This is a genomic window from Brevibacillus sp. AY1, assembly GCF_029870785.1.
Classification (GTDB): Bacteria; Bacillota; Bacilli; order Brevibacillales; family Brevibacillaceae; genus Brevibacillus; species Brevibacillus invocatus.
In genome coordinates this window covers 139,422-158,536 of the sequence record NZ_JAFLPN010000005.1, presented here as the reverse complement: position 1 = coordinate 158,536, position 19,115 = coordinate 139,422, and the positions used below count along the sequence as shown (strand labels likewise).

The window sequence follows — 19,115 nt, the reverse complement described above, 5'->3', positions numbered from 1 at the left end:
TCGGGTAGGGCATGGAAGAATCTCTCTATTCTATTAGATCGATCTAGTAAAGTCAACACGTCGTTTTCACGATCAAATGATGATTGGACTACAGGCAGGTCAGGATTTTTGATGACATGCTTTGGACGATCATATATTTTTTAATCATTGTTAGATCGATCTAATAAGAGTGGAAAACGAATCAAGAGCACAACTGATCTACAATCGACAACATGGTGGTGGGATAAGGTGTTGGAGTTATTTTTAAAGAAACCAAACGAAATGGAATTGAGAGACGTAGAAACGCTTCGCACACCTGTAGGGGACGAAGTGAAGATCAAGGTCATGTACGGGGGGATTTGCGGATCGGATCTGAGTGTCTTCCAGGGAAAGCTGAATCATGCCAAGTATCCGTTGCGTCCAGGACACGAGCTGGTGGGAGTCGTCATCGAAGCAGGAAGCAGCGCTGCCTATCAGGTTGGAACGAGGGTTGTCATTTTGCCAAATACGTATTGTGGCAAATGCGTTCCATGCCGCAGGGGCGAAACCAATATCTGCGAGAAAAAGGAATCGCTCGGAGTCACGGTGGATGGCGGGTTTTCCCAGGAATTTCTCATCTCCTCCAGGTATGTGATGGACATCCCAGACGATCTTCCTGATGAAAGAGCCGTCATTATTGAGCCCTTCGCAGTCGTTGTTCACGCCTTCAAAAAAGTGAACATTACAAAAGAAACCTCCGTTTGTGTCGTAGGGTGCGGCAACGAAGGCATGCTGGCTGCTGCACTGGCTTATCATTTGGGAGGTCGGGTGACAGCGATTGACATCAATCCAAACAAGCTGGAGTTCATTTCCAAGGTAGGAGAGATTCGCGCTGTTTTGCCAGAAGATTTGGACAATGAGACATTCGATGTCGTCTTCGAGGCTGCAGGTACCAAAAGCTCGGTCGAGCAGGCGGTACACCTGGTTAGACCCGGAGGAGCACTCGTGGTAATCGGGCTCGCGAAGGAAGCCAATCTGCCTGTAGCGCATGTGGTTCGTAATGAACTCACGCTGTATGGAACCATCATTTACAACTTTCCTGCTGATTATCGAGAAACCATTGAATACTTGCGTGACCCGACATTCAATGGAGCTTCCATCGTATCCAAGATTCTTCCCTTTACTAAGTATAAAGAAGCTTTTGAAAGCGCTTTATCAGGGGATTTTGGAAAGATTGTATTGGATTTCAATAATATTGAAATCGCCGATGGAGGACAGGAAGAGTCTACCGCTAAAAAGTAGCGGGTCACCATGCACATCAATTCACTGCTATGGAGGAGGGGGATCGGGGTGACCAGATCGAGATAAAAAGAGGATTGGTGTTTGGAGCGCGTGATTACAAGACAAAGAAAAAAAGATGAGGTGGATTTTGCATGAAAAAGTTCGTCATTTTCTCTGTACTTACCTGCATGTTGGCTCTCGTCGGATGTTCGTCGCAATCATCTAGTCCTTCAGCTTCTCCAACCCCTGCTCCTGCTGCCAATGGAGCCACGCCGGCAGAAACAGCTGCGCCGAAAGTGATGAAGCTGGCTGTTGTAACGGCGAAAGAACGTTCTTTAACGAAAGGATTGGAGAAGTTTGGAGAAATCCTGGAGAAGGAATCAGGCGGCTCCATTAAAGTAGAGGTTTACGCAGACGGACAGCTGGGTGGAGACCGTGCCGTTTTTGATGCCATGAAAGTGGGCACGATTCAAGGCTCGACCATGTCTAGTGGACCCATCGCAGTAGATGTCCCTCGATTCACTGCATTGGACCTGCCTTTCCTGTTTAAGGATGAGAAGACAGCCTATGAAATTCTCGATGGTTCGATTGGAAAAGAGCTGCTTGATGAACTACCAGCGGTTGGGGTCATTGGATTGAACTACTGGGAAAATGGCTTCCGCAATCTGACCAATGGAAAGAGAGATGTGCGGACTGTAGAGGATATTAAAGGATTGAGAATTCGGACTCTGGAGAATGAACTGCACATTGATATGTGGAAGGAAATGGGCGCCATTCCTACACCGATGGCATTCACCGAGCTGTTTACCGCGTTGGAGCAAGGTGTAGTGGACGGTCAGGAAAACCCGGCAGGCAACGTGACCTCATCCAAATTTTACGAAGTGCAAAAATACTATACGAAGACAGGCCACATTTACAATGCAAGCCCATTCTTGATCAGTAAAAAATTCTGGGATTCCCTCTCTGACAAAGAAAAAGAAATGGTGACCAAGGCTGCCGATGAAGCGAAGGACTTCCAGCGTCAATTGAACCAGGAAGAAACCAGGACGGCAGAAGAATATTTGAAGAATAGCGGCATGACGGTCACTGAGCTGTCTGCTGAAGAAAAACAAGCATTCTACGAAAAAGTGCAACCGATCTATCAAAAGTACTCTGCTCAATTGGGTGAGGATTTCGTGAAAAAATTGATGGATGCCAACAAGTAACGCTTTTGTGTGAAGGTCGAAAGGAGGACAAACCCTGATCCTCCTTTCGATGTTTCTACCCCCGATGTCAGCATCGTCATTTCTTCATAAGGAGGTAGCATCATGGAAAAAGCCCTGGCCGTTTTAACCAAAGTCACGAATGTGTTGATGGCTGTTTGCTTGAGCGGTATGGCCATTCTGGTCTTTTTGAACGTGGTATTGCGCTATGCTTTCGATTCAGGTATTACCTGGTCAGAGGAAATGTCTCGTTTTCTCTTCGTATGGCTCACGTTTCTAGGCGCGATTGGGGCGCTCAAGGACAACAGTCATTTGGGTGTAGACATGTTCATCAAAAAACTGCCATTGGTTGGTAAAAAAGTGGCGTTTGTCCTCAGTAACCTGATTGTTCTCTATGTACTCTGGCTCGTTTTGGATGGTAGTTGGAAATCCACCATGATCAGTACGAAAGCACTCTCGCCAGCAGTCGGCTTGCCGCTTTCCTACATTTATGGAATTGGAATCGTAGTGAGCATTGGGATGGCTATTATCGTCTTGTTCAATATGTATCAGGTCTTGTTTCACAAAGATGCAGTGGAGAGGCTTATCTCCATGAAAGGATCAGACGAGGAGGCAATGGAAGCGGTGGCAGCAGCGGAAGCAGCGGAAGAAACAGATGACTCACGCCAAAAATGGCATACGACGGGAGGTAGAGCGTAATGGCATTAGTGGTTTTTGCCGGCTCACTGCTTGGCGTCATGGCATTGGGAATGCCGATCGCATTGGCTTTGCTCGTGAGCGGAGTCGCTCTGATGATTTTTCTCGGCGTCTTTGACAGCCAGATCATCGCGCAAAATCTCATCAACGGAGCCAACAGCTTCCCCATGATGGCCGTGCCCTTCTTCATCCTCGCCGGAGAGCTGATGAATGCAGGGGGAATCTCCAAGCGCATCATCAACTTTGCCATGTCGATCTTCGGTCATGTCCGCGGAGGGATGGGCTATGTCGCGATTGTGGCCAGCGTGCTGTTCGCAGGCTTGTCCGGATCAGCGGTGGCAGATACGGCAGCGCTTGGAGCGATCCTGATTCCGATGATGATCAAGGCGGGCTACGACCGCAATCGCTCGACGGGCTTGATTGCTGCAGGTGGGATTATTGCCCCGATCATTCCTCCGAGTATTCCCTTTATTATTTTCGGTGTTTCCAGCGGTCTTTCCATCACCAAGCTGTTCATGGCTGGAATCGTGCCGGGATTGATGATCGGTCTCGGTTTGGTCACGACCTGGTGGCTGGTCATGCGCAAACAAGATGATGTCCAGGTTTTCCCTCGCAAATCGATGCGAGAGGTTTGGGGTGCCGCCAAGCAAGCGGTCTGGGCATTGATGCTGCCCGTCATCATTATCGTCGGAATGCGCATGGGCATTTTCACGCCTACAGAAGCTGCTGTAGTAGCTGCTTTTTATGCCCTGTTTGTAGGCTTTGTGGTCTATCGGGAATTGAAGGTAAAGGACTTGTACAAAGTATTGGTTGCCTCGGCAAAAACCACGAGCGTCGTCATGTTCCTTGTGGCAGCGGCGATGGTCACAGCCTGGTTGATCACGGTTGCCAATATTCCATTGGTTCTGTCGGAAATGCTCGCTCCACTGATTGATAGCCCTACTCTGCTCATGCTGGCGATCACGGCCGTCGTGCTGCTCATCGGCACAGCGATGGACCTGACACCTGTTGTACTGATTATGACCCCGGTCCTCATGCCGATAGTCAAACAGGCCGGTATCGATCCGATTTACTTTGGCGTCGTCTTCATCCTAGCGAACTGCATCGGACTGTTGACTCCGCCAGTAGGTACCGTTCTGAACGTGGCTTGCGGGGTGGGCAAGATCGGAATTGAGGACATCATGAAGGGCATTTGGCCTTTCCTGCTGGTGGAAGTGATCGTACTGCTTCTGCTGATTTTGTTCCCGTCGATCGTGACAGTTCCCCTTCAATGGCTGATTTGACAGGGTAGGCATATTTTGTAAAAGAACGGATTATTGCCTGTACCTCTGTTAGTGACAATGATAAAATGACTGTACTGTTGACAATAAGCGGCAAGCAGGTGATTCCTATCGTAAAACGACAAAAACGGCCGAGGGTCACGCTCCAGCAGGTGGCGGAACATGCAGGTGTATCGCGTGCAACCGCTTCCCTGATTGTTCGAGGCAGCACGAATATTTCGGAAGCGACCCGGAACAAGGTGCTGGAATCGATGCGCGAGCTGGGCTACGTATACGATCGAGTGGCAGCCAATCTGCGCTCGCAGCACTCGTCCACGGTCGGGCTCGTGATCACAGAGATCGACAACCCGTTCTTTTCTGAATTGCTGGTGGGTGTGCATCAAGCGTTGGACAAGGATGGATATACGGTCATTCTCGGAACTACATTCGATCTAAAGGCAAAACAGGATACATTGATCTCCACCATGCTGGAGTATCGGGTAGGCGGCGTCATCTTGAGCCCCGTCTCCAAAAGTACGTCATCGGAAACCATTGAGCGTCTCAGACAGTGGGATATACCCGTCGTTTTGGTAGCCAAAGACATCCCGCATGCCAACTGTGACTATGTCGGTATCGACAACGTAGTGGGCGGAAAAATGGCGGTGGATCACCTCATTGCGCTCGGGCATAAACGGATCGCCTTTTTGGGTGGACCTTCCGAATCATCTGCCTGGAGAGATCGTTATCAGGGGTATCTGCTTGCCCATCAGGAAGCGGGGATCGAGGTCGACCCATGCCTGCGATTGGAAGGTCCAGCCACGCGGGAAGGTGGAGTGGAGGTTCTGCGCAAGATCCTTCAATTTCCCGAACCGCCGACAGCCGTCTTTTGCTACAACGACGTCGTGTCGTTCGGGGTCATGCACGGCTTGAAGGAAGCGGGATTGACGCCTGGCAAGGATCTGGCAGTTGTCGGATTTGACAACATCAAAGAAGCGGCAATTTCCAATCCTAGCTTGACCACCATCGCCGCCACCCCGGAGCTGGTCGGGGCGAATGCTGCCGAGCTGTTGCACCAGCGGATTCGGGGTCTGGAAGATGCCCCTAGACGAATTATTTTGAAACCGCAGCTGGTCGTACGCGAATCGTGTACACCCTCGCTCAACTAAACAAATACAGGAAAACCTCCCTTTTCGACTTTTACAGTCTCAAGAGGGAGGTTTTTTTAATAAATATCATCTCGATTGGGTTGATAAATGTCCCAAGCCAGCTTTAACGATTCCACGATACGATCCGCCGCGGTCTCGGGGTCGATTTCACTGGTAGTAAACTGAGAATGATTGATCGAGTAGGCGTCTCTTCGTTTCATGAACAGCTCCTCGATTTCGTCGAGCGATTTATTTTGCAAAACAGGACGACTGTCGATGATCAGTGGAATGCGTTCCTTCCAGGATTCCCAAGATAAATCGAGGAAAAAGACCAGACAGTGAGACAAGCAGGCTTTTTTCACTTCTTCCTGCAAATACGCACCGCCTCCGAGGGAGATGATTTTCAGCCGGGTGCCTGTGCAAAGGGAAACGATCAGTTCTCGTTCCATTTTGCGAAAGCTGGCTTCTCCCAGCTTTTCAAAGATTTGCGAGACCGGCATCTGGTGGATTCGCTCGATTTCTTGATCGATATCAATGAAGTCACGATACAGTTTTTTGGCGACCAGCTGTCCGATGGTCGTCTTGCCCGCACCCATAAATCCGATAAAAGCGATATTTTTTTCTCGAATGGATATATCTATATTTTCAGTCATTCGTAAACTCACTTTCTACCTGTGGTCTAGTTGGTTACTGTTACGCTTTAAAGTCTATTATGATGCGGGAAAGTCCCTTGTGTCAAATCATTTCAACGAGCTGCAAACCTATCTTTCAAAATGCTTTTCAATAAAAATTTATTAAAAATTGACAATATTAGAAACACCTAATTATAATCAACTGTATCGATATACTAAATCGATATAGTATATCGATAAATTAAATCTTGATATTTACACGTTTTTTCAAAAGCAATGATAAGGAGTGCAAAAGTCATGAAACCACAACGAAGCACTTGCTTGGCCGCGATTGTCAGTGCGGATGAAGCCGTTTCATGGATTCCTTCAGGAGTTACAGTGGCGTTTTGTGGCGCTGGTGGCGGTTTGCTAGAGCCTACAACCGTAATCGAAGCACTGGCTCGCAGATTTAAGGAGTCGCAAGAACCTCGAGATTTAACGTTCTGGCATTCGACTGGCCTTGGTGATCGTGCTGATCGAGGTTTGTCCCCTCTAGCACTGCCAGGACTCGTAAAGAGAATCATCGGGGGGCATTGGGGGCAATCCCCTCGTCTGGCAGAGATGGCAGAAAACAATGAAGTCGAAGCTTATAATTTTCCACAGGGAGTCATGAGTCAATTGCTTCGCTCTGCTGCAGCTGGACATCCGGGAATCCTTAGCCATGTGGGTCTTGGCACGTTTGTTGATCCCCGTCAAAAGGGAGGCAAGCTGAATGAACGGACCACAGAAGAGCTCATTTCTGTCATGCAAGTGAACGGTCAGGACTGCCTGTTCTATCCGGCAGTGCGACCCGATGTTGCGATTATCCGCGGTACAACATCTGATACGGAAGGCTATATCAGCATGGAAGATGAAATCGCTTACTTGGATGCTCTGGCAATGGCTCAAGCCGCTCACAACAACGGTGGGATTGTGATTGCACAGGTACAAAGGCTGGTAAAGGCAAGATCTCTACATCCAAAATCGGTAAAAATACCCGGCTATCTCGTTGATGCAGTCGTGGTCCATCATGAACAGCCACAGCTGTATTCCGGTTCGGTCAATCGCTTCATGTCGGGCGATTACATGATGGAGACAGGTAATGTCATTCCGTTGCCATTGAATGAGAGAAAAGTGATTGCCCGTCGCGCTCTTTTTGAGGTCGCTGCCGGTCATGTGGGAAATGTAGGCGTAGGAATCTCGGACGGCATCGGAATCGTCGCGCGAGAGGAGGGGATTAGCGAGGATTTTACATTGACGGTGGAAACGGGGCCGATCGGCGGGGTGTCTGCTCAAGGAATCTTTTTCGGCGCTAGTGTCAATATGCAGGCAATGCTCGATATGCCAGCTCAGTTCGATTTCTACGATGGTGGAGGATTGGATGTCTGTTTCCTGAGCTTTGCCGAAGTGGATCAGGCAGGCAATGTGAATGTCCATAAGTTCAACGGCAAAATCATGGGGACTGGCGGCTTTATCAACATCAGCCAAAACACCAAGAAAGTGATCTTCAGTGGGACATTGACAGCTGGTGGATTGAAGACCGCGGTAGAGAACGGCGTTTTGCAGATCAATCAGGAGGGGCGCTTTCAGAAGCTGGTACCAGAGGTCTCTGAGATCACGTTTAACGGTCCGGATGCGTTGACGCGGGGACAGGATGTGCTCTACATCACAGAACGAGCGGTATTCCGTCTCACTTCTGATGGTTTGGAACTGATCGAGATCGCGCCGGGGATTGACCTTGAACGCGACATTATTAGCCAAATGGGATTCAGACCGCTGATTTCAGCAGATCTCAAAACGATGGATGATCGCTTGTTCCAAAACCAGCCGATGAATATTCGCGACGAGTGGCGCAGGTCAAAAAACGGACTATAACATTTTGAGGGGGAAATAAGATGAGTCATCAATTGCCATTTCAAGTAGGGGACACTTGCTCTTTTTCCAAGACCATCACAGAAAAAGAAGTGTATCAATTCGCGGAGATCACAGGGGATTACAGCCAGATGCACACCGATGAAGAATTCATGAAGACGACCAAATACAAAACACGGATAGCGCATGGCATCATTTCCCTCGCGATCGGTTCTACTGCATCCACGCTGATCCAGCTGCAGGCAAGAGCCAGTCTTCCCAGTGTCTCCTACGGTTATGACAGACTCCGTTTTATAAAACCTGTATTTTTTGGGGACACCCTGACTGCCAAGTATACGATTATCGAAGTGGACGAGGAGAATCTGCGAACGGTTGCAAAAGTGGAAGTGTTCAACCAGAAAGATGAAATCTGTACAGCTGCACAGCATATTTTGAAGTTTTTCCCTGTGGAGGGTTGATCCTATGCGCCATTTTCGCAAAACAACCAATTTTCTAATTACCTTGTCATTGATTCTGGCAGTGGGATGCAGTTCTCAAGGTGGTCATACAACGGGGAAGAGCGCTGACTATCCGAAAAAGACCATAACAGGTGTCATCCCTTGGGGAGCAGGTGGAGATACCGATTCGATCTCGCGAGCCATCGCTCCATTGGCAGAAAAACATCTGGGTCAATCCATCGTGTTAAGTAACAAAACAGGAGCAAACGGTGCGATTGGCTTGCAATACGTCGTCGATAAAAATGCAGATGGCTACCATGCTTACTTCAGTGACGAATGTTCAGTTCAACATGGTTCCCTTTGATGGCGGAGGGCCAGCTTTGACAGCTGTATTGGGAGGACACGTAGATGTGACGGTTACAGGTCTAACTGCTGCTATCGAGAATATGAGGGCAGGCAAGGTACGTATTCTTGCAGTGCTCAGTGAAGAGCGAGTAGAGCAAGTAAAAGAGATTCCCGCGATTGTGGAATCGGTTCCCGAAATAAAACAATACTTACCGTGGGGTCCTTTTTATGGCGTTTGGGTCAAAAAGGATACTCCAGATCCGATCAAACAGGTATTGACTGATGCTTTCTCCAAGGCACAACAAGATGCCGAGTTCCAGAATTTCTTGAAGCAAAGAGGAGCAGTTTCGATCGGATTGTCAGGCGTTGAGGCGGTTAAATTTTGGAAGGACTGGCAGTCGACGACGGCCTGGTTGTTGCAGGATGCAGGAGTGGCCAAAGTGAGTCCGGATCAGTTGGGGATTCAGAAAAAAGAATAATTGATCTTTAGAAAAAAAAGTCCTGCGCAGCTTTTTTCTTCTGGAAATGAGTCAAGCAGGGCTTTATCTTTGATGAAGAGTCATCCCATAGGAAAGGATACAGGCGAGGAGGCTACTGATGAAAATATGCATACTGGGTTCAGGAGCTTTAGGCAGTACGATTGGCGGCCAATTGGCAGAAGCGGGTTCACAGGTTACATTGGTTCGGCGTTCGCTTGAACATGTACAGGTGATGAATACAAAAGGTCTGACTCTTCGGGAACATGGCCGTGAAAGAACAGTGAAAGTGCACGCGGCTACGAGTTGTGAAGGGATGGAACCTGTAGACTTAATGATTGTACTCGTGAAATCTTATCACACCAGAGAGGCTATAGAGAATGCCCACTCGATTGTGGGGGAGCACACGATGGTGATGTCTTTACAGAATGGCTTGGGCAATGAAGAGATCATCGCCGAGGTCGTGGGCAAGGAACGCGTGTTGGTAGGCAGGACTTATGTAGGTGGCGTCATGCTGAATCCGGGCCATGTCAATGCGGGAACGGTAGGGAAAGAAACCTATATCGGAGAGATGGACGGCAGGATCTCTGAGCGGGTAAACCGAGTAGCTGAAGTATTTAATCATGCAGGCTTGGCGACCGCGGTCAGCTCCAATATCATGGGCATCATTTGGGATAAGCTGCTGATCAATATTGCCACAGGTGCCTTGTGTACAATCACGAGACTGCCGTATGGCGGGTTGTATAAAATGCCACAGCTGATGGAAACTGCGCTTGAGGCGGTAGCAGAAGGAATGGCTGTTGCAAAGGCAATGGGTGTTCAACTGTCCATTCGGGAGCCAACGGAAGCCTGGTTCAAAGCTTCGGAAGGCTTGCCTGATGATTTTAAACCTTCGATGCTTCAAAGTATCGAGCAAAGAATGCCAACCGAAATCGATTTCATAAATGGCTCCGTCGTCCGCTTGGGAGAGAAATGGGGGGTTCCCACTCCTGTCAACAAAACATTGGTGGCGAGTGTAAAAGGAATCGAATATGGGCTACAGTATCTCAAATGATTGGAACGACATCATTAATATTGAGAGGGGCAAACTTTCGTGTACTCAAAAAAGTCGTATGTGGAGCACGTAGCCTATTTCGTCAAGGATATTCATTGGCATATTGGCTTTTTTCAGGAGGCATTGGGAATGCCAGTCGTAGGTTATGATGGGGAAAAAAAAGACCCCAAGCAGGTTTGGCTTATGGGTGGCTTGCAACTCATCTCGGATCCGGGTTTTGTAGCAGGTGAAGGGCGCATGGGTCATATTGCTATCATAACTGAGGATTTGGAGCAGGCGCTAGAAGCGGTGTACACCTGGGGATGCTCGGGATTGCCAAAGGGACGTAACTGGGTTCAACTGCCAGATGGATTGGTTCTAGAATTGATTCAGGAAAAAGCTAACAGTGTCAATCAACTGCTTTCTGTCGAGGTTAGTTATGTTACGAAGTAAGTCCCATCTTCTTACGATTTCGTTTTCTTTACTTGCCTTTATTTTTGGTTTAGGATTAATTTGTGTCAAAAGAGAAGGAAGAAAGTCTTGAGTAGGTGATTGGAAGTCGTGAATAAGAAAAAACGGGCGCGCGTCACTCTGCAGCAGGTAGCGGATCATGCAGGGGTTTCGAAGACAACGGCCTCCTTAATCGTCAGAAATAAGGTTCAGAATATCTCAGAAGCTACCCAAAAAAGAGTTTTGGCCGCGATGAGTGACTTGGGATACGTATATGATCGGGTAGCAGCCAATTTGCGCTCTCAAAGCTCGTCTACGGTCGGGATGATTATCACAGAGATCGCAAATCCTTACTTTTCAGAATTGCTGGAGGGTGTACATCAAGAACTGGACAAGCACGGATATACTGTGTTATTGGGAACAACCTCCGAATCCGGGGCCAAGCAAGACAGTCTGCTATCCACGATGCTGGAGTATCGAGTGAGTGGTGTGATTCTCTGTCCAGCTACGAAGAGCTCTCTGGATACGATCAATCGACTAGAGAAATGGGGAATCCCAGTCATTCTCATCGGAAAAGAAATATCAGGTGCGGACTGTGATTACGTGGGTGTTGACTTTGCACCGGGCTCAAAAGTCGCTGTCGAGCACCTGATTTCTGCTGGACATCGCAGAATCGCTTTGCTTGGCGGGCCTACGGAAGCTTCTTCTTGGAAAGCAAGAAAAGAAGGATATGGTCAAGCCTTCCAAGAAGCGGGCTTGTCTGTTGACGAAACCTTGATGGTAGGTAGCCCAATGACAAGAGATGGCGGACTAAACGCGGTAAGGCAACTATTAAAGCATCCCGACCCGCCTACAGCCATTTTTTGCTACAATGACGTCATCGCATTTGGGGCTATGGTCGGTTTGCAAGAAGCAGGACTAACGCCAGGTCAAGACATCGCTGTGGTAGGGTTTGATAATCTCAAAGAAGCAGCTACTTCGATTCCCAGTTTGACCACGGTATCTTCATGCCCGCAACTGATCGGCACCTATGCGGCAGATTTGCTGCACCAAAGAATCATGGGTTTGGATATCGAGCCACAACGTATTATTATCAAGCCTGAATTAATCGTTCGCACTTCCAGCTCTTGGATAAAATCAGAAACGAACGAGTGATGTGTATGCGAAACCAAATATAAGTTGTAGACTGGAAATGTTTCTATAATCCGTCTGCAACTTATTTTCATATCGAGTAGTAGCAAGTAGCTATGATTAGAATGCACGGGAGGCGTTCAGATGGAGTGGCAGCAGCTTGAATATTTCCAAACCTTAGCCAGAGTGCAGAATTTTACCCGGGCAGCAGATGAACTGGCTTTGACTCAATCTGCACTCAGTCGCTCGATTGCCAAGCTGGAGGAAGAGATGGGGGTTCCCTTGTTTGAGCGCAAGGTTCGCGGCGTTGTGCTGAATCGGTACGGGGAGATTCTCTTGCCGTACGTAAATCGGGCGATGCAGGAGATCACACTTGCCAAGCAGGAAATCAAGGATTTGGATGATCCCTACAACGGAAGTATTTCTCTGGCGTTTATCCATACGCTTGGCTCCAGCTTTGTGCCTGATCTGATTGGCGTCTTTCGCGAAAAATTTCCGGGTATCGAGTTTGCGCTGACGCAAGACTCTACGAGAAAAATCATGAATCTGCTGGAAGCAGGGGAAATCGAGCTCGGGTTTTGTTCACCCAACGAGCAGATGAAAAACAAGCACATCGAAGCAGTAGCAGCGATGGAAGAGCAGCTCTTTCTCATCGTACCGAAGAACCATCGACTCGCTGATAGGACCGAAGTCTATTTGCGAGAGGTAGCGGACGAGCCATTCGTTTCCTACAAGCATGAGAGTGGGATTCGCGAAGTGATTGACAACCTCTGTCAGCAGGCAGGATTCAAGCCCAAGGTAACGTTTGAAGGGGTAGGGGATGCGACGATCGCAGGGTTTGTGGCAGCCAATTTTGGCGTAGCCCTGATCCCTTTCATCCCGGGATTGGATATGGACAAACTCTCTATTCTCACCGTTGCCGATCCGAATTGCAAACGAACCATCCAAATGGTATGGCGATCGGATCGTTATATGTCGCCTGCCCTCGAACAGTTCAAACGATTTATCGAAGAAAGCCAAAAGTTAATCAAATAAGACATTCCTAAAACTCATGGATTCCATGAGTTTTATTCATTTTATTACTGGCAAAACACCAGCTATACTGTGATCAAGAGAAGCGAAGAAGGATGGAAAAGGAAGTGAATGAGAGATGGGCCGTAGTGCTTTGGATGCTTATTCCAACGGAGATGTATGGTGGGATACCGAGATCAGCAGTATCAAGAAAAATGAAATCATCGTCAGAGGTTATCCGATTGAAGAATTGATTGGTACGCTCTCCTACAGCCAGATGCTTTATTTGCTTCTATGTGGAGAGGTGCTCAGCGAGAAAAAGGCACGCTTACTTGAAAGCGTTTTAGTAGCGGGAGCGGATCACGGTCCGAGAGCCCCTTCTATCGCTGCAGCTAGAATGGCAGCAACGTGCGGAATCTCTTTTAATTCCTGCGTCGCAACAGGCATCAACGTATTGGGTGATGTGCACGGCGGAGCCGCTGAGAAAGCCATGACCTTGTTTTATAAGACAAATGGGATTTTGGAAGCCGATCCGAAGCGTTCATTCAACGAAGTGATTGGGGAGCAGCTCGATCTGCTTGAACAGAACGGAGAAAAATTGGCTGGCATCGGGCATCAGCTGCATGACGATGACCCTCGCATCAGAAGATTGTATGCGCTTGCGCAAACGCTTGTGGAAGAGGGCGAAATCTCGGGAGCCTACCTGAAAATGGCGGAAGAGTTCAGACGCCAGCTGGAAGAGCGCAAGAAGAGAAAGATGACGATGAACGTCGATGGCGTGGCTGCAGCGATCCAGTGTGAACTGGCAATCCCTGCCGAGTCGGCCAAAGGTATCTTTGCTCTCTCAAGAGGGATGGGAATTGTCGCTCATGCTTTTGAGGAGCTGCAAAACCGAGTCTTGATCAAAGGTCCGTGTCCGAATCGGGACGACTTGGTCCGCTATTCTGGACCAGAGCTGAGACATTTAGATAAGCAAGACTAACCCCTTGCACTCGAAAAGGCAGAAACGAAACAACAAGGTGGTGAACATAAGCGAGTGCTGGAATTATATCTAAACAATCCATTCGAGATGGAGTTACGTGAAAGTGAAGCACTTCCCGGACCGACCGGAGACGAAGTGAAAATCAAACTGATTTACGGCGGGATATGCGGAACAGACCTCAATGTGTTCAAAGGTGGAATCAACTACGCCAAATATCCGGTGCGCCCGGGTCATGAATTGCTCGGTACCATCGTCGAGGCTGGAGAGGACGCACTGTATCCATCTGGAACACGGGTTGTCGTACAGCCGAACACCTTTTGCGGACGCTGTGTGAAGTGCAAAAAAGGGCTCACGAACGTCTGTCAGAACAAGAAATCTCTCGGGATCAACACAGATGGAGGATTTTCAGAAGAGTTTGTCATTTCCTCGCGATTCGTACTTCCTGTACCGGATGATTTGACAGATGAAAGAGCCATCCTGATTGAGCCTTTCGCAGTAGTGGTACATGCCTTGCGCAAAGTCAAGATCGACAAAGATGTTTCCGTAGCGATTGTAGGCTGCGGCAATGAAGGCAAGCTGGCTGTGCTTATGGCAAGCTACCTGGGAGCAAAGGTTACCGCCATTGACATCAACCCGTTGAAGCTGGAAAAGGTAGGGCGAATGGTAGAAAATATCCGGACTGCACTGCCAGACGAGGTGGCTGGTGAAACGTTTGACATTGTGATTGAAGCAGCAGGTACGCGTGCCTCGATCGAACAAGGCATGCAGCTTGTCACTCCCGGCGGTTCGATGGTCATGATCGGAATCACCTCGGAAGCACAATTTCCTGTTGCCCATGTCGTACGCAATGAAATCACACTTTACGGCTCGATCATCTACAACTTCCCGGATGACTTTTTGCAGACGATTGAATATTTGCGAAATGATAATTTTCAGGTTGATCCCGTAGTCTCGATGATCTTGCCGGTTTCAGAATATGAACAAGCATTTGAAAACGCTTTTTCGGGCGATTATGGAAAAATCATTCTCGATTTCAGGGGGGATCATAGCGAATGAAAAAGGAACTCATTTCTCATCAACTGGTCAAGTATTTGGAAGATCGCGGCGTGGAGCACCTCTTCGGACTGTGCGGACACACCAACATCGCCGTATTGAATGCCTTGGAAGAGGGCAGCAGCATCAAATTCATCAACACCAGACATGAACAGATCGCCGCTCACATTGCCGATGGCTATGCGCGTGCGAAAAAGCAGACGGCAGTCGTCTTGAGTCACTTGGGACCAGGGCTTACGAATGCAGCGACAGGCGTGGCCAACGCAGCACTCGATTCCATCCCGATGGTCGTCATTGCTGGCGACGTGCCTAGCCACTACTACGGCAAGCACCCGCACCAGGAAGTAAACCTGCACGCGGACGCTTCGCAATATGAAATCTACCGTCCATTCGTGAAACGGGCATGGCGCGTAGACCGCCCGGATCTATTCCCGCAGATTTTGGAAAAAGCCTTCCAGCTCGCAGAGAGCGGAAGACCGGGACCCGTACTCGTATCCGTTCCAATGGATATCTTTTCGATGGAAATCGATGTCGAACTATTTGAAAAGGTGAAGCTTCATACTCGCAAGCTGCACAAGCCATCGCTCGATCATGAGACAGCTAAACGGATCGTGGAGAAGCTCATTGCTGCAAAAAATCCCGTGCTGTATGTTGGCGGAGGCATCATGATCGCCGATGCGGCAGCAGAATTGAAAGAGCTGGTCGATCATCTGAGCATTCCTGTAGCTCACAGCCTGATGGGAAAAGGAGCGCTTCCTGACGACCATCCACTGACGCTGGGAATGACCGGCTTCTGGGGAACTACCTTTATCAACGATACAACTCGCAACGCAGACCTGATACTCGCACTCGGAACGCGTTTTGCCGAAGCAGATGCAAGCTCCTGGGAAAAAGAATACACCTTCGACATTCCGAAAACCAAGCTGATTCATATCGATATCGATCCTAGTGAAATCGGCAGAAACTATCCGGTAGACATCGGAGCAGTAGCGGATCTGAAGCAGGCCTTGACGGCATTGAATCGCGTAGCCAAAGAACTGCTGCCAGCGGGCAAGCAAAACGAGGAACTGAAACAGAAGATCGCTGCGAATCGCGCTGAATTCCAAGGATTGAACAAAGAGCATATCGAGTCTGATGCTTTCCCGATGACACCACAACGCATCCTGCAGGAGGTACGCGAAGTACTGCCGAGAGACGCTTTCATCACGACAGATGTAGGCTGGAACAAAAACGGGGTAGGTCAGCAGTTCCCGGTCTATGAACCAGGTACCGTATTGACGCCAGGCGGCTTGGCTACGATGGGCTTCGGTGCTCCAGCAGCACTCGGCGCCAAAATCGCCCAACCCAATCGAGTGGTGATTTCCCTGGTGGGAGATGGCGGCTTCGGACAAAACCCTGCCGTACTGGCAACCGCAGCGGAAGAAAACATTCCTGTCGTCTGGGTCATCATGAACAACTACGCGTTCGGTACGATTGCCGGTTTGCAAAAGGCTCACTTCGGTACCACTCTCGGAACGTTGTTCAAACGCGACGGCAAACCTTATTCGCCAGACTATGCGGCAATTGCAAGAGCTTACGGGGTCGAAGGCATCAAGATTGAGTCAGCGTCTGAATTTAAAGATGCGCTTGCAAAAGCTATTGAATCCAATAAACCCGTTGTGATCGACGTGCAAATGCAGAATATCCCAACCCCAACAGCGGGCCACTGGAATATCATGGACATTTATTCACCGGACAAGAAAGTTCACCACGTAGCGGTAGACGCATAACAGAGGAGGCAGGGAGACATGGGAGAGGTAAAAGTAAGAGCGACTGAATTGACAGAAGAACAACAGCAGGAGCTGGATCTGGCGTTTGAAAAGGCAAGAAAAGCGCTGGCGATCATCGAGACCTACGATCAGGAGCGAGTGGATCGTCTGTGCCAAGCGGTGGCGTGGGCTGTTGCAAACAAGAAAACATTCGCACGTCTGGTAGAGATGGGCATCGAGGAAAGCAGACTGGGTGATCCTGAGAGCCGCATGAACAAGCGATTTAAAATTCGCGGGATCCTGCGCGATGCGCTTCGCCAAAAAAGTATCGGAATCATCGAAGAAATCCCGGAAAAGGGCATTGTAAAATACGCGAAGCCGGTCGGCATCATCGCTTCCATCGTTCCGACGACCAACCCGGATCTGACTCCGGCAGGTACCGCGATCTATGCGATCAAAGCCAGAGACGTAGTTATTTATTCTCCACATCCGCGCTCCAAGAAAACGTCATTCGAAACGGTTCGCTTGATGAGAGAAGCGCTGGAGCGTGAAGGTGCGCCTGCTGACATCCTGCAATGCCTGACCAACGTCAACATTCCGATGACCAAAGCCTTGATGGCACGGGCAGATCTGGCACTGGCAACTGGCGGAAAAGACATGGTGAAGAGCGCGTACAGCTCAGGAACACCTGCTTATGGCGTAGGTGCGGGTAACGCAACCATGATTATCGATGAAACCGCAGATACAGCGGATGCTGCAAAAAACACCATGCTGAGCAAGACCTCTGACTTTGGTTCTGGCTGCTCCTCTGATGGCAATCTGATCATCAGTGACAAGATTTTTGACGACATGCTGGAGCAATTGCAAAAGGTCGGCGGATATTTGGCAAATGAAGAAGAAAAAGCAAAGCTGCGTGCTGTCATGTGGGACGACGAAGGACATCGCTTGCCGACCACAGTCGCTCTGGCGCCGCAAAAGCTGGCTGAAATCGCCGGGTTCTCCATTCCGGATGATCGTAAATTCATCATCGTCAGAGGCGACAAAATCGGAAAAGAATATCCATTCTCCGGAGAAAAACTGACGACTCTGCTAGCTGTCTACAAGTACGAGGGCGAGTTCGAGAATGCGCTGGATATGATGCGTGCGGTCTACGAGGTAGGAGGGAAAGGTCACTCTTGCGGAATCTACTCCTTCAATGATGACCACATCCACCGTCTGGGTATGGCTGCTCCTGTCAGCCGGATCATGGTACGTCAGCCGCAATCCAAGGCAAACGCTGGAGCTTTCAACAACGGGATGCCGATGACTTCCAGCCTGGGCTGCGGAACCTGGGGCGGCAATATCGTCTCCGAGAATGTGCACCTGAAGCACTATATGAACACAACTTGGGTTTCACGCCCGATTCCAGAAGACAAACCATCTGATGAGGAATTGTTCGGAGAGTTTTTCGATCCTGAGTTGGAGAAGTAAACCTGCTTTTTCCAAAAGACATCCACCATCATACGATTGGAGGAATAACCAAGTGGCGAAGCAATTTTCCTTAGCGTATCTGACTGTGCTAGGCTGCCCACCGGACGAGATGATTGAAATCGCGGCAAGAACTGGTTATGACTTCGTCAGTTTAAGACCCATTTACATGGGTCTTCCTGGCGAACCAAACTACTCGCTTGCTGATAATAAGGAGTTGATGCAAAAGACAAAGAGAGCGCTTTCCGACACGGGCATCAAGCTGCTCGACATCGAATTGGCAAGGATTTACGATGGCGTAGATCCAAAGCGCTACCTGCCTTCGATGGAAGCGGCTGCCGAGTTAGGTGGGCGTCATGTCCTGAGCAGTATCTGGACGGATGACCGCAATTTTGCCGTCGAGCGCTTCGCGGAGCTGTGCGATTTGGCAAAACCGTTGGGACTGACGGTGGAGCTGGAATTCGTTCCGATCGCCAGCGTATCCACGCTTGCAGGTGTACTTGATGTCCTCCATACAGTCAAGCGAGACAATGCAGGTGTCATGCTCGACATGCATCACTTCCATCGCTCGGGCGATAAAGTAGAGGATCTGGACGCCATCCCACGTGAATGGTTCCGTTTCTTCCACCTGTGCGATGCGCCAGTCGAGATTCCGACCGCCAAGGAGGAAATGACGCGCATTCTCCGCGAGGCACGCCTGTATGTAGGGGAGGGCGGCATCGATATTGCGAGTGTGGTAAACCGGATCCCGGAGATTCCATACTCCATAGAATTGCCGAACACCAAACGATCTCAGGAGCTGGGCTACGAGGAATTTGCCCGCCGATGCCTGGAGTCAGCGAAGGCGTATTTTGAAAAGCACCCGCGCACTAATCAAGAGTCTTTGTCGACCGATAAAAAAAAACTAATTGAAGTATAG

General features: G+C 49.2%; 19 protein-coding genes. 18 read left to right on the top strand and 1 reads right to left on the bottom strand.

Features of this window, described 5'->3' with window-relative positions:
* The first annotated feature begins 228 nt into the window (after window positions 1-228).
* From JZI27_RS07535 to JZI27_RS07515, 5 genes are all read left to right on the top strand, one after another.
* Window positions 229-1,260 (top strand): zinc-dependent alcohol dehydrogenase, encoded by a 1,032-nt coding sequence (locus JZI27_RS07535; RefSeq protein ID WP_122910732.1) that lies wholly within the window; start codon window positions 229-231, stop codon window positions 1,258-1,260.
* 131 nt (window positions 1,261-1,391) lie between these two features.
* Complete coding sequence (locus JZI27_RS07530) at window positions 1,392-2,444, top strand: TRAP transporter substrate-binding protein (protein WP_122910733.1); 1,053 nt, start codon at window positions 1,392-1,394, stop codon at window positions 2,442-2,444.
* Between the two features lie 102 nt (window positions 2,445-2,546).
* A complete protein-coding gene (locus JZI27_RS07525) occupies window positions 2,547-3,140 on the top strand; it encodes a TRAP transporter small permease (RefSeq protein WP_122907870.1) in 594 nt (197 codons plus the stop codon).
* Complete coding sequence (locus JZI27_RS07520; RefSeq protein ID WP_122907869.1) at window positions 3,140-4,420, top strand: TRAP transporter large permease subunit; 1,281 nt, start codon at window positions 3,140-3,142, stop codon at window positions 4,418-4,420. The genes JZI27_RS07525 and JZI27_RS07520 overlap by 1 nt, the downstream gene beginning before the upstream one ends.
* Before the next feature lie 65 nt (window positions 4,421-4,485).
* Complete coding sequence (locus tag JZI27_RS07515) at window positions 4,486-5,562, top strand: LacI family DNA-binding transcriptional regulator (protein WP_251243086.1); 1,077 nt, start codon at window positions 4,486-4,488, stop codon at window positions 5,560-5,562.
* 56 nt (window positions 5,563-5,618) lie between these two features.
* Here JZI27_RS07515 and JZI27_RS07510 read toward each other — a convergent pair whose 3' ends face one another.
* Window positions 5,619-6,194 carry a shikimate kinase gene (locus tag JZI27_RS07510; RefSeq protein WP_122907867.1) on the bottom strand — a complete coding sequence of 192 codons (576 nt, stop codon included), beginning with the start codon at window positions 6,192-6,194 and terminating at the stop codon, window positions 5,619-5,621.
* Window positions 6,195-6,470: 276 nt separating this feature from the next.
* Between JZI27_RS07510 and JZI27_RS07505 the strand changes: the two genes are divergently transcribed.
* The 13 genes from JZI27_RS07505 (at window position 6,471) to JZI27_RS07445 (ending at window position 19,115) form a co-directional block, all read left to right on the top strand.
* Window positions 6,471-8,066, top strand: coding sequence for an acyl CoA:acetate/3-ketoacid CoA transferase (locus tag JZI27_RS07505; RefSeq protein ID WP_251243087.1), 1,596 nt, complete (start codon window positions 6,471-6,473; stop codon window positions 8,064-8,066).
* Between the two features lie 20 nt (window positions 8,067-8,086).
* Window positions 8,087-8,521: a MaoC family dehydratase gene (locus JZI27_RS07500; protein WP_280207192.1), complete on the top strand. Its 435-nt coding sequence runs from the start codon at window positions 8,087-8,089 to the stop codon at window positions 8,519-8,521.
* 4 nt (window positions 8,522-8,525) lie between these two features.
* Window positions 8,526-8,864, top strand: coding sequence for a type 2 periplasmic-binding domain-containing protein (locus JZI27_RS07495; protein ID WP_280207191.1), 339 nt, complete (start codon window positions 8,526-8,528; stop codon window positions 8,862-8,864).
* Window positions 8,818-9,324 (top strand): Bug family tripartite tricarboxylate transporter substrate binding protein, encoded by a 507-nt coding sequence (locus JZI27_RS07490; protein WP_280207190.1) that lies wholly within the window; start codon window positions 8,818-8,820, stop codon window positions 9,322-9,324. The genes JZI27_RS07495 and JZI27_RS07490 overlap by 47 nt, the downstream gene beginning before the upstream one ends.
* Before the next feature lie 118 nt (window positions 9,325-9,442).
* Complete coding sequence (locus JZI27_RS07485) at window positions 9,443-10,375, top strand: ketopantoate reductase family protein (protein ID WP_280207189.1); 933 nt, start codon at window positions 9,443-9,445, stop codon at window positions 10,373-10,375.
* Window positions 10,376-10,414: 39 nt separating this feature from the next.
* Window positions 10,415-10,807: a VOC family protein gene (locus tag JZI27_RS07480; protein WP_122907862.1), complete on the top strand. Its 393-nt coding sequence runs from the start codon at window positions 10,415-10,417 to the stop codon at window positions 10,805-10,807.
* 108 nt (window positions 10,808-10,915) lie between these two features.
* Window positions 10,916-11,959 carry a LacI family DNA-binding transcriptional regulator gene (locus JZI27_RS07475; protein ID WP_122907861.1) on the top strand — a complete coding sequence of 348 codons (1,044 nt, stop codon included), beginning with the start codon at window positions 10,916-10,918 and terminating at the stop codon, window positions 11,957-11,959.
* Window positions 11,960-12,079: 120 nt separating this feature from the next.
* The gene (locus JZI27_RS07470; RefSeq protein ID WP_280207188.1) at window positions 12,080-12,970 is read left to right on the top strand and encodes a LysR family transcriptional regulator; all 891 of its coding nucleotides are present in this window, start codon (window positions 12,080-12,082) and stop codon (window positions 12,968-12,970) included.
* Window positions 12,971-13,085: 115 nt separating this feature from the next.
* Complete coding sequence (locus tag JZI27_RS07465) at window positions 13,086-13,928, top strand: citryl-CoA lyase (RefSeq protein ID WP_280207187.1); 843 nt, start codon at window positions 13,086-13,088, stop codon at window positions 13,926-13,928.
* A gap of 54 nt (window positions 13,929-13,982) precedes the next feature.
* A complete protein-coding gene (locus JZI27_RS07460; protein WP_251243091.1) occupies window positions 13,983-14,984 on the top strand; it encodes a zinc-dependent alcohol dehydrogenase in 1,002 nt (333 codons plus the stop codon).
* Window positions 14,981-16,750, top strand: a complete 1,770-nt coding sequence (locus tag JZI27_RS07455; RefSeq protein ID WP_122907857.1) for a thiamine pyrophosphate-binding protein — start codon at window positions 14,981-14,983, stop codon at window positions 16,748-16,750. Before JZI27_RS07460 ends, JZI27_RS07455 begins: the two co-directional genes overlap by 4 nt.
* An 18-nt stretch (window positions 16,751-16,768) precedes the next feature.
* On the top strand, window positions 16,769-18,199 hold the full coding sequence (locus tag JZI27_RS07450; protein ID WP_251243092.1) for an aldehyde dehydrogenase family protein: 1,431 nt from the start codon (window positions 16,769-16,771) through the stop codon (window positions 18,197-18,199).
* A gap of 52 nt (window positions 18,200-18,251) precedes the next feature.
* A complete protein-coding gene (locus JZI27_RS07445; protein ID WP_122907855.1) occupies window positions 18,252-19,115 on the top strand; it encodes a sugar phosphate isomerase/epimerase family protein in 864 nt (287 codons plus the stop codon).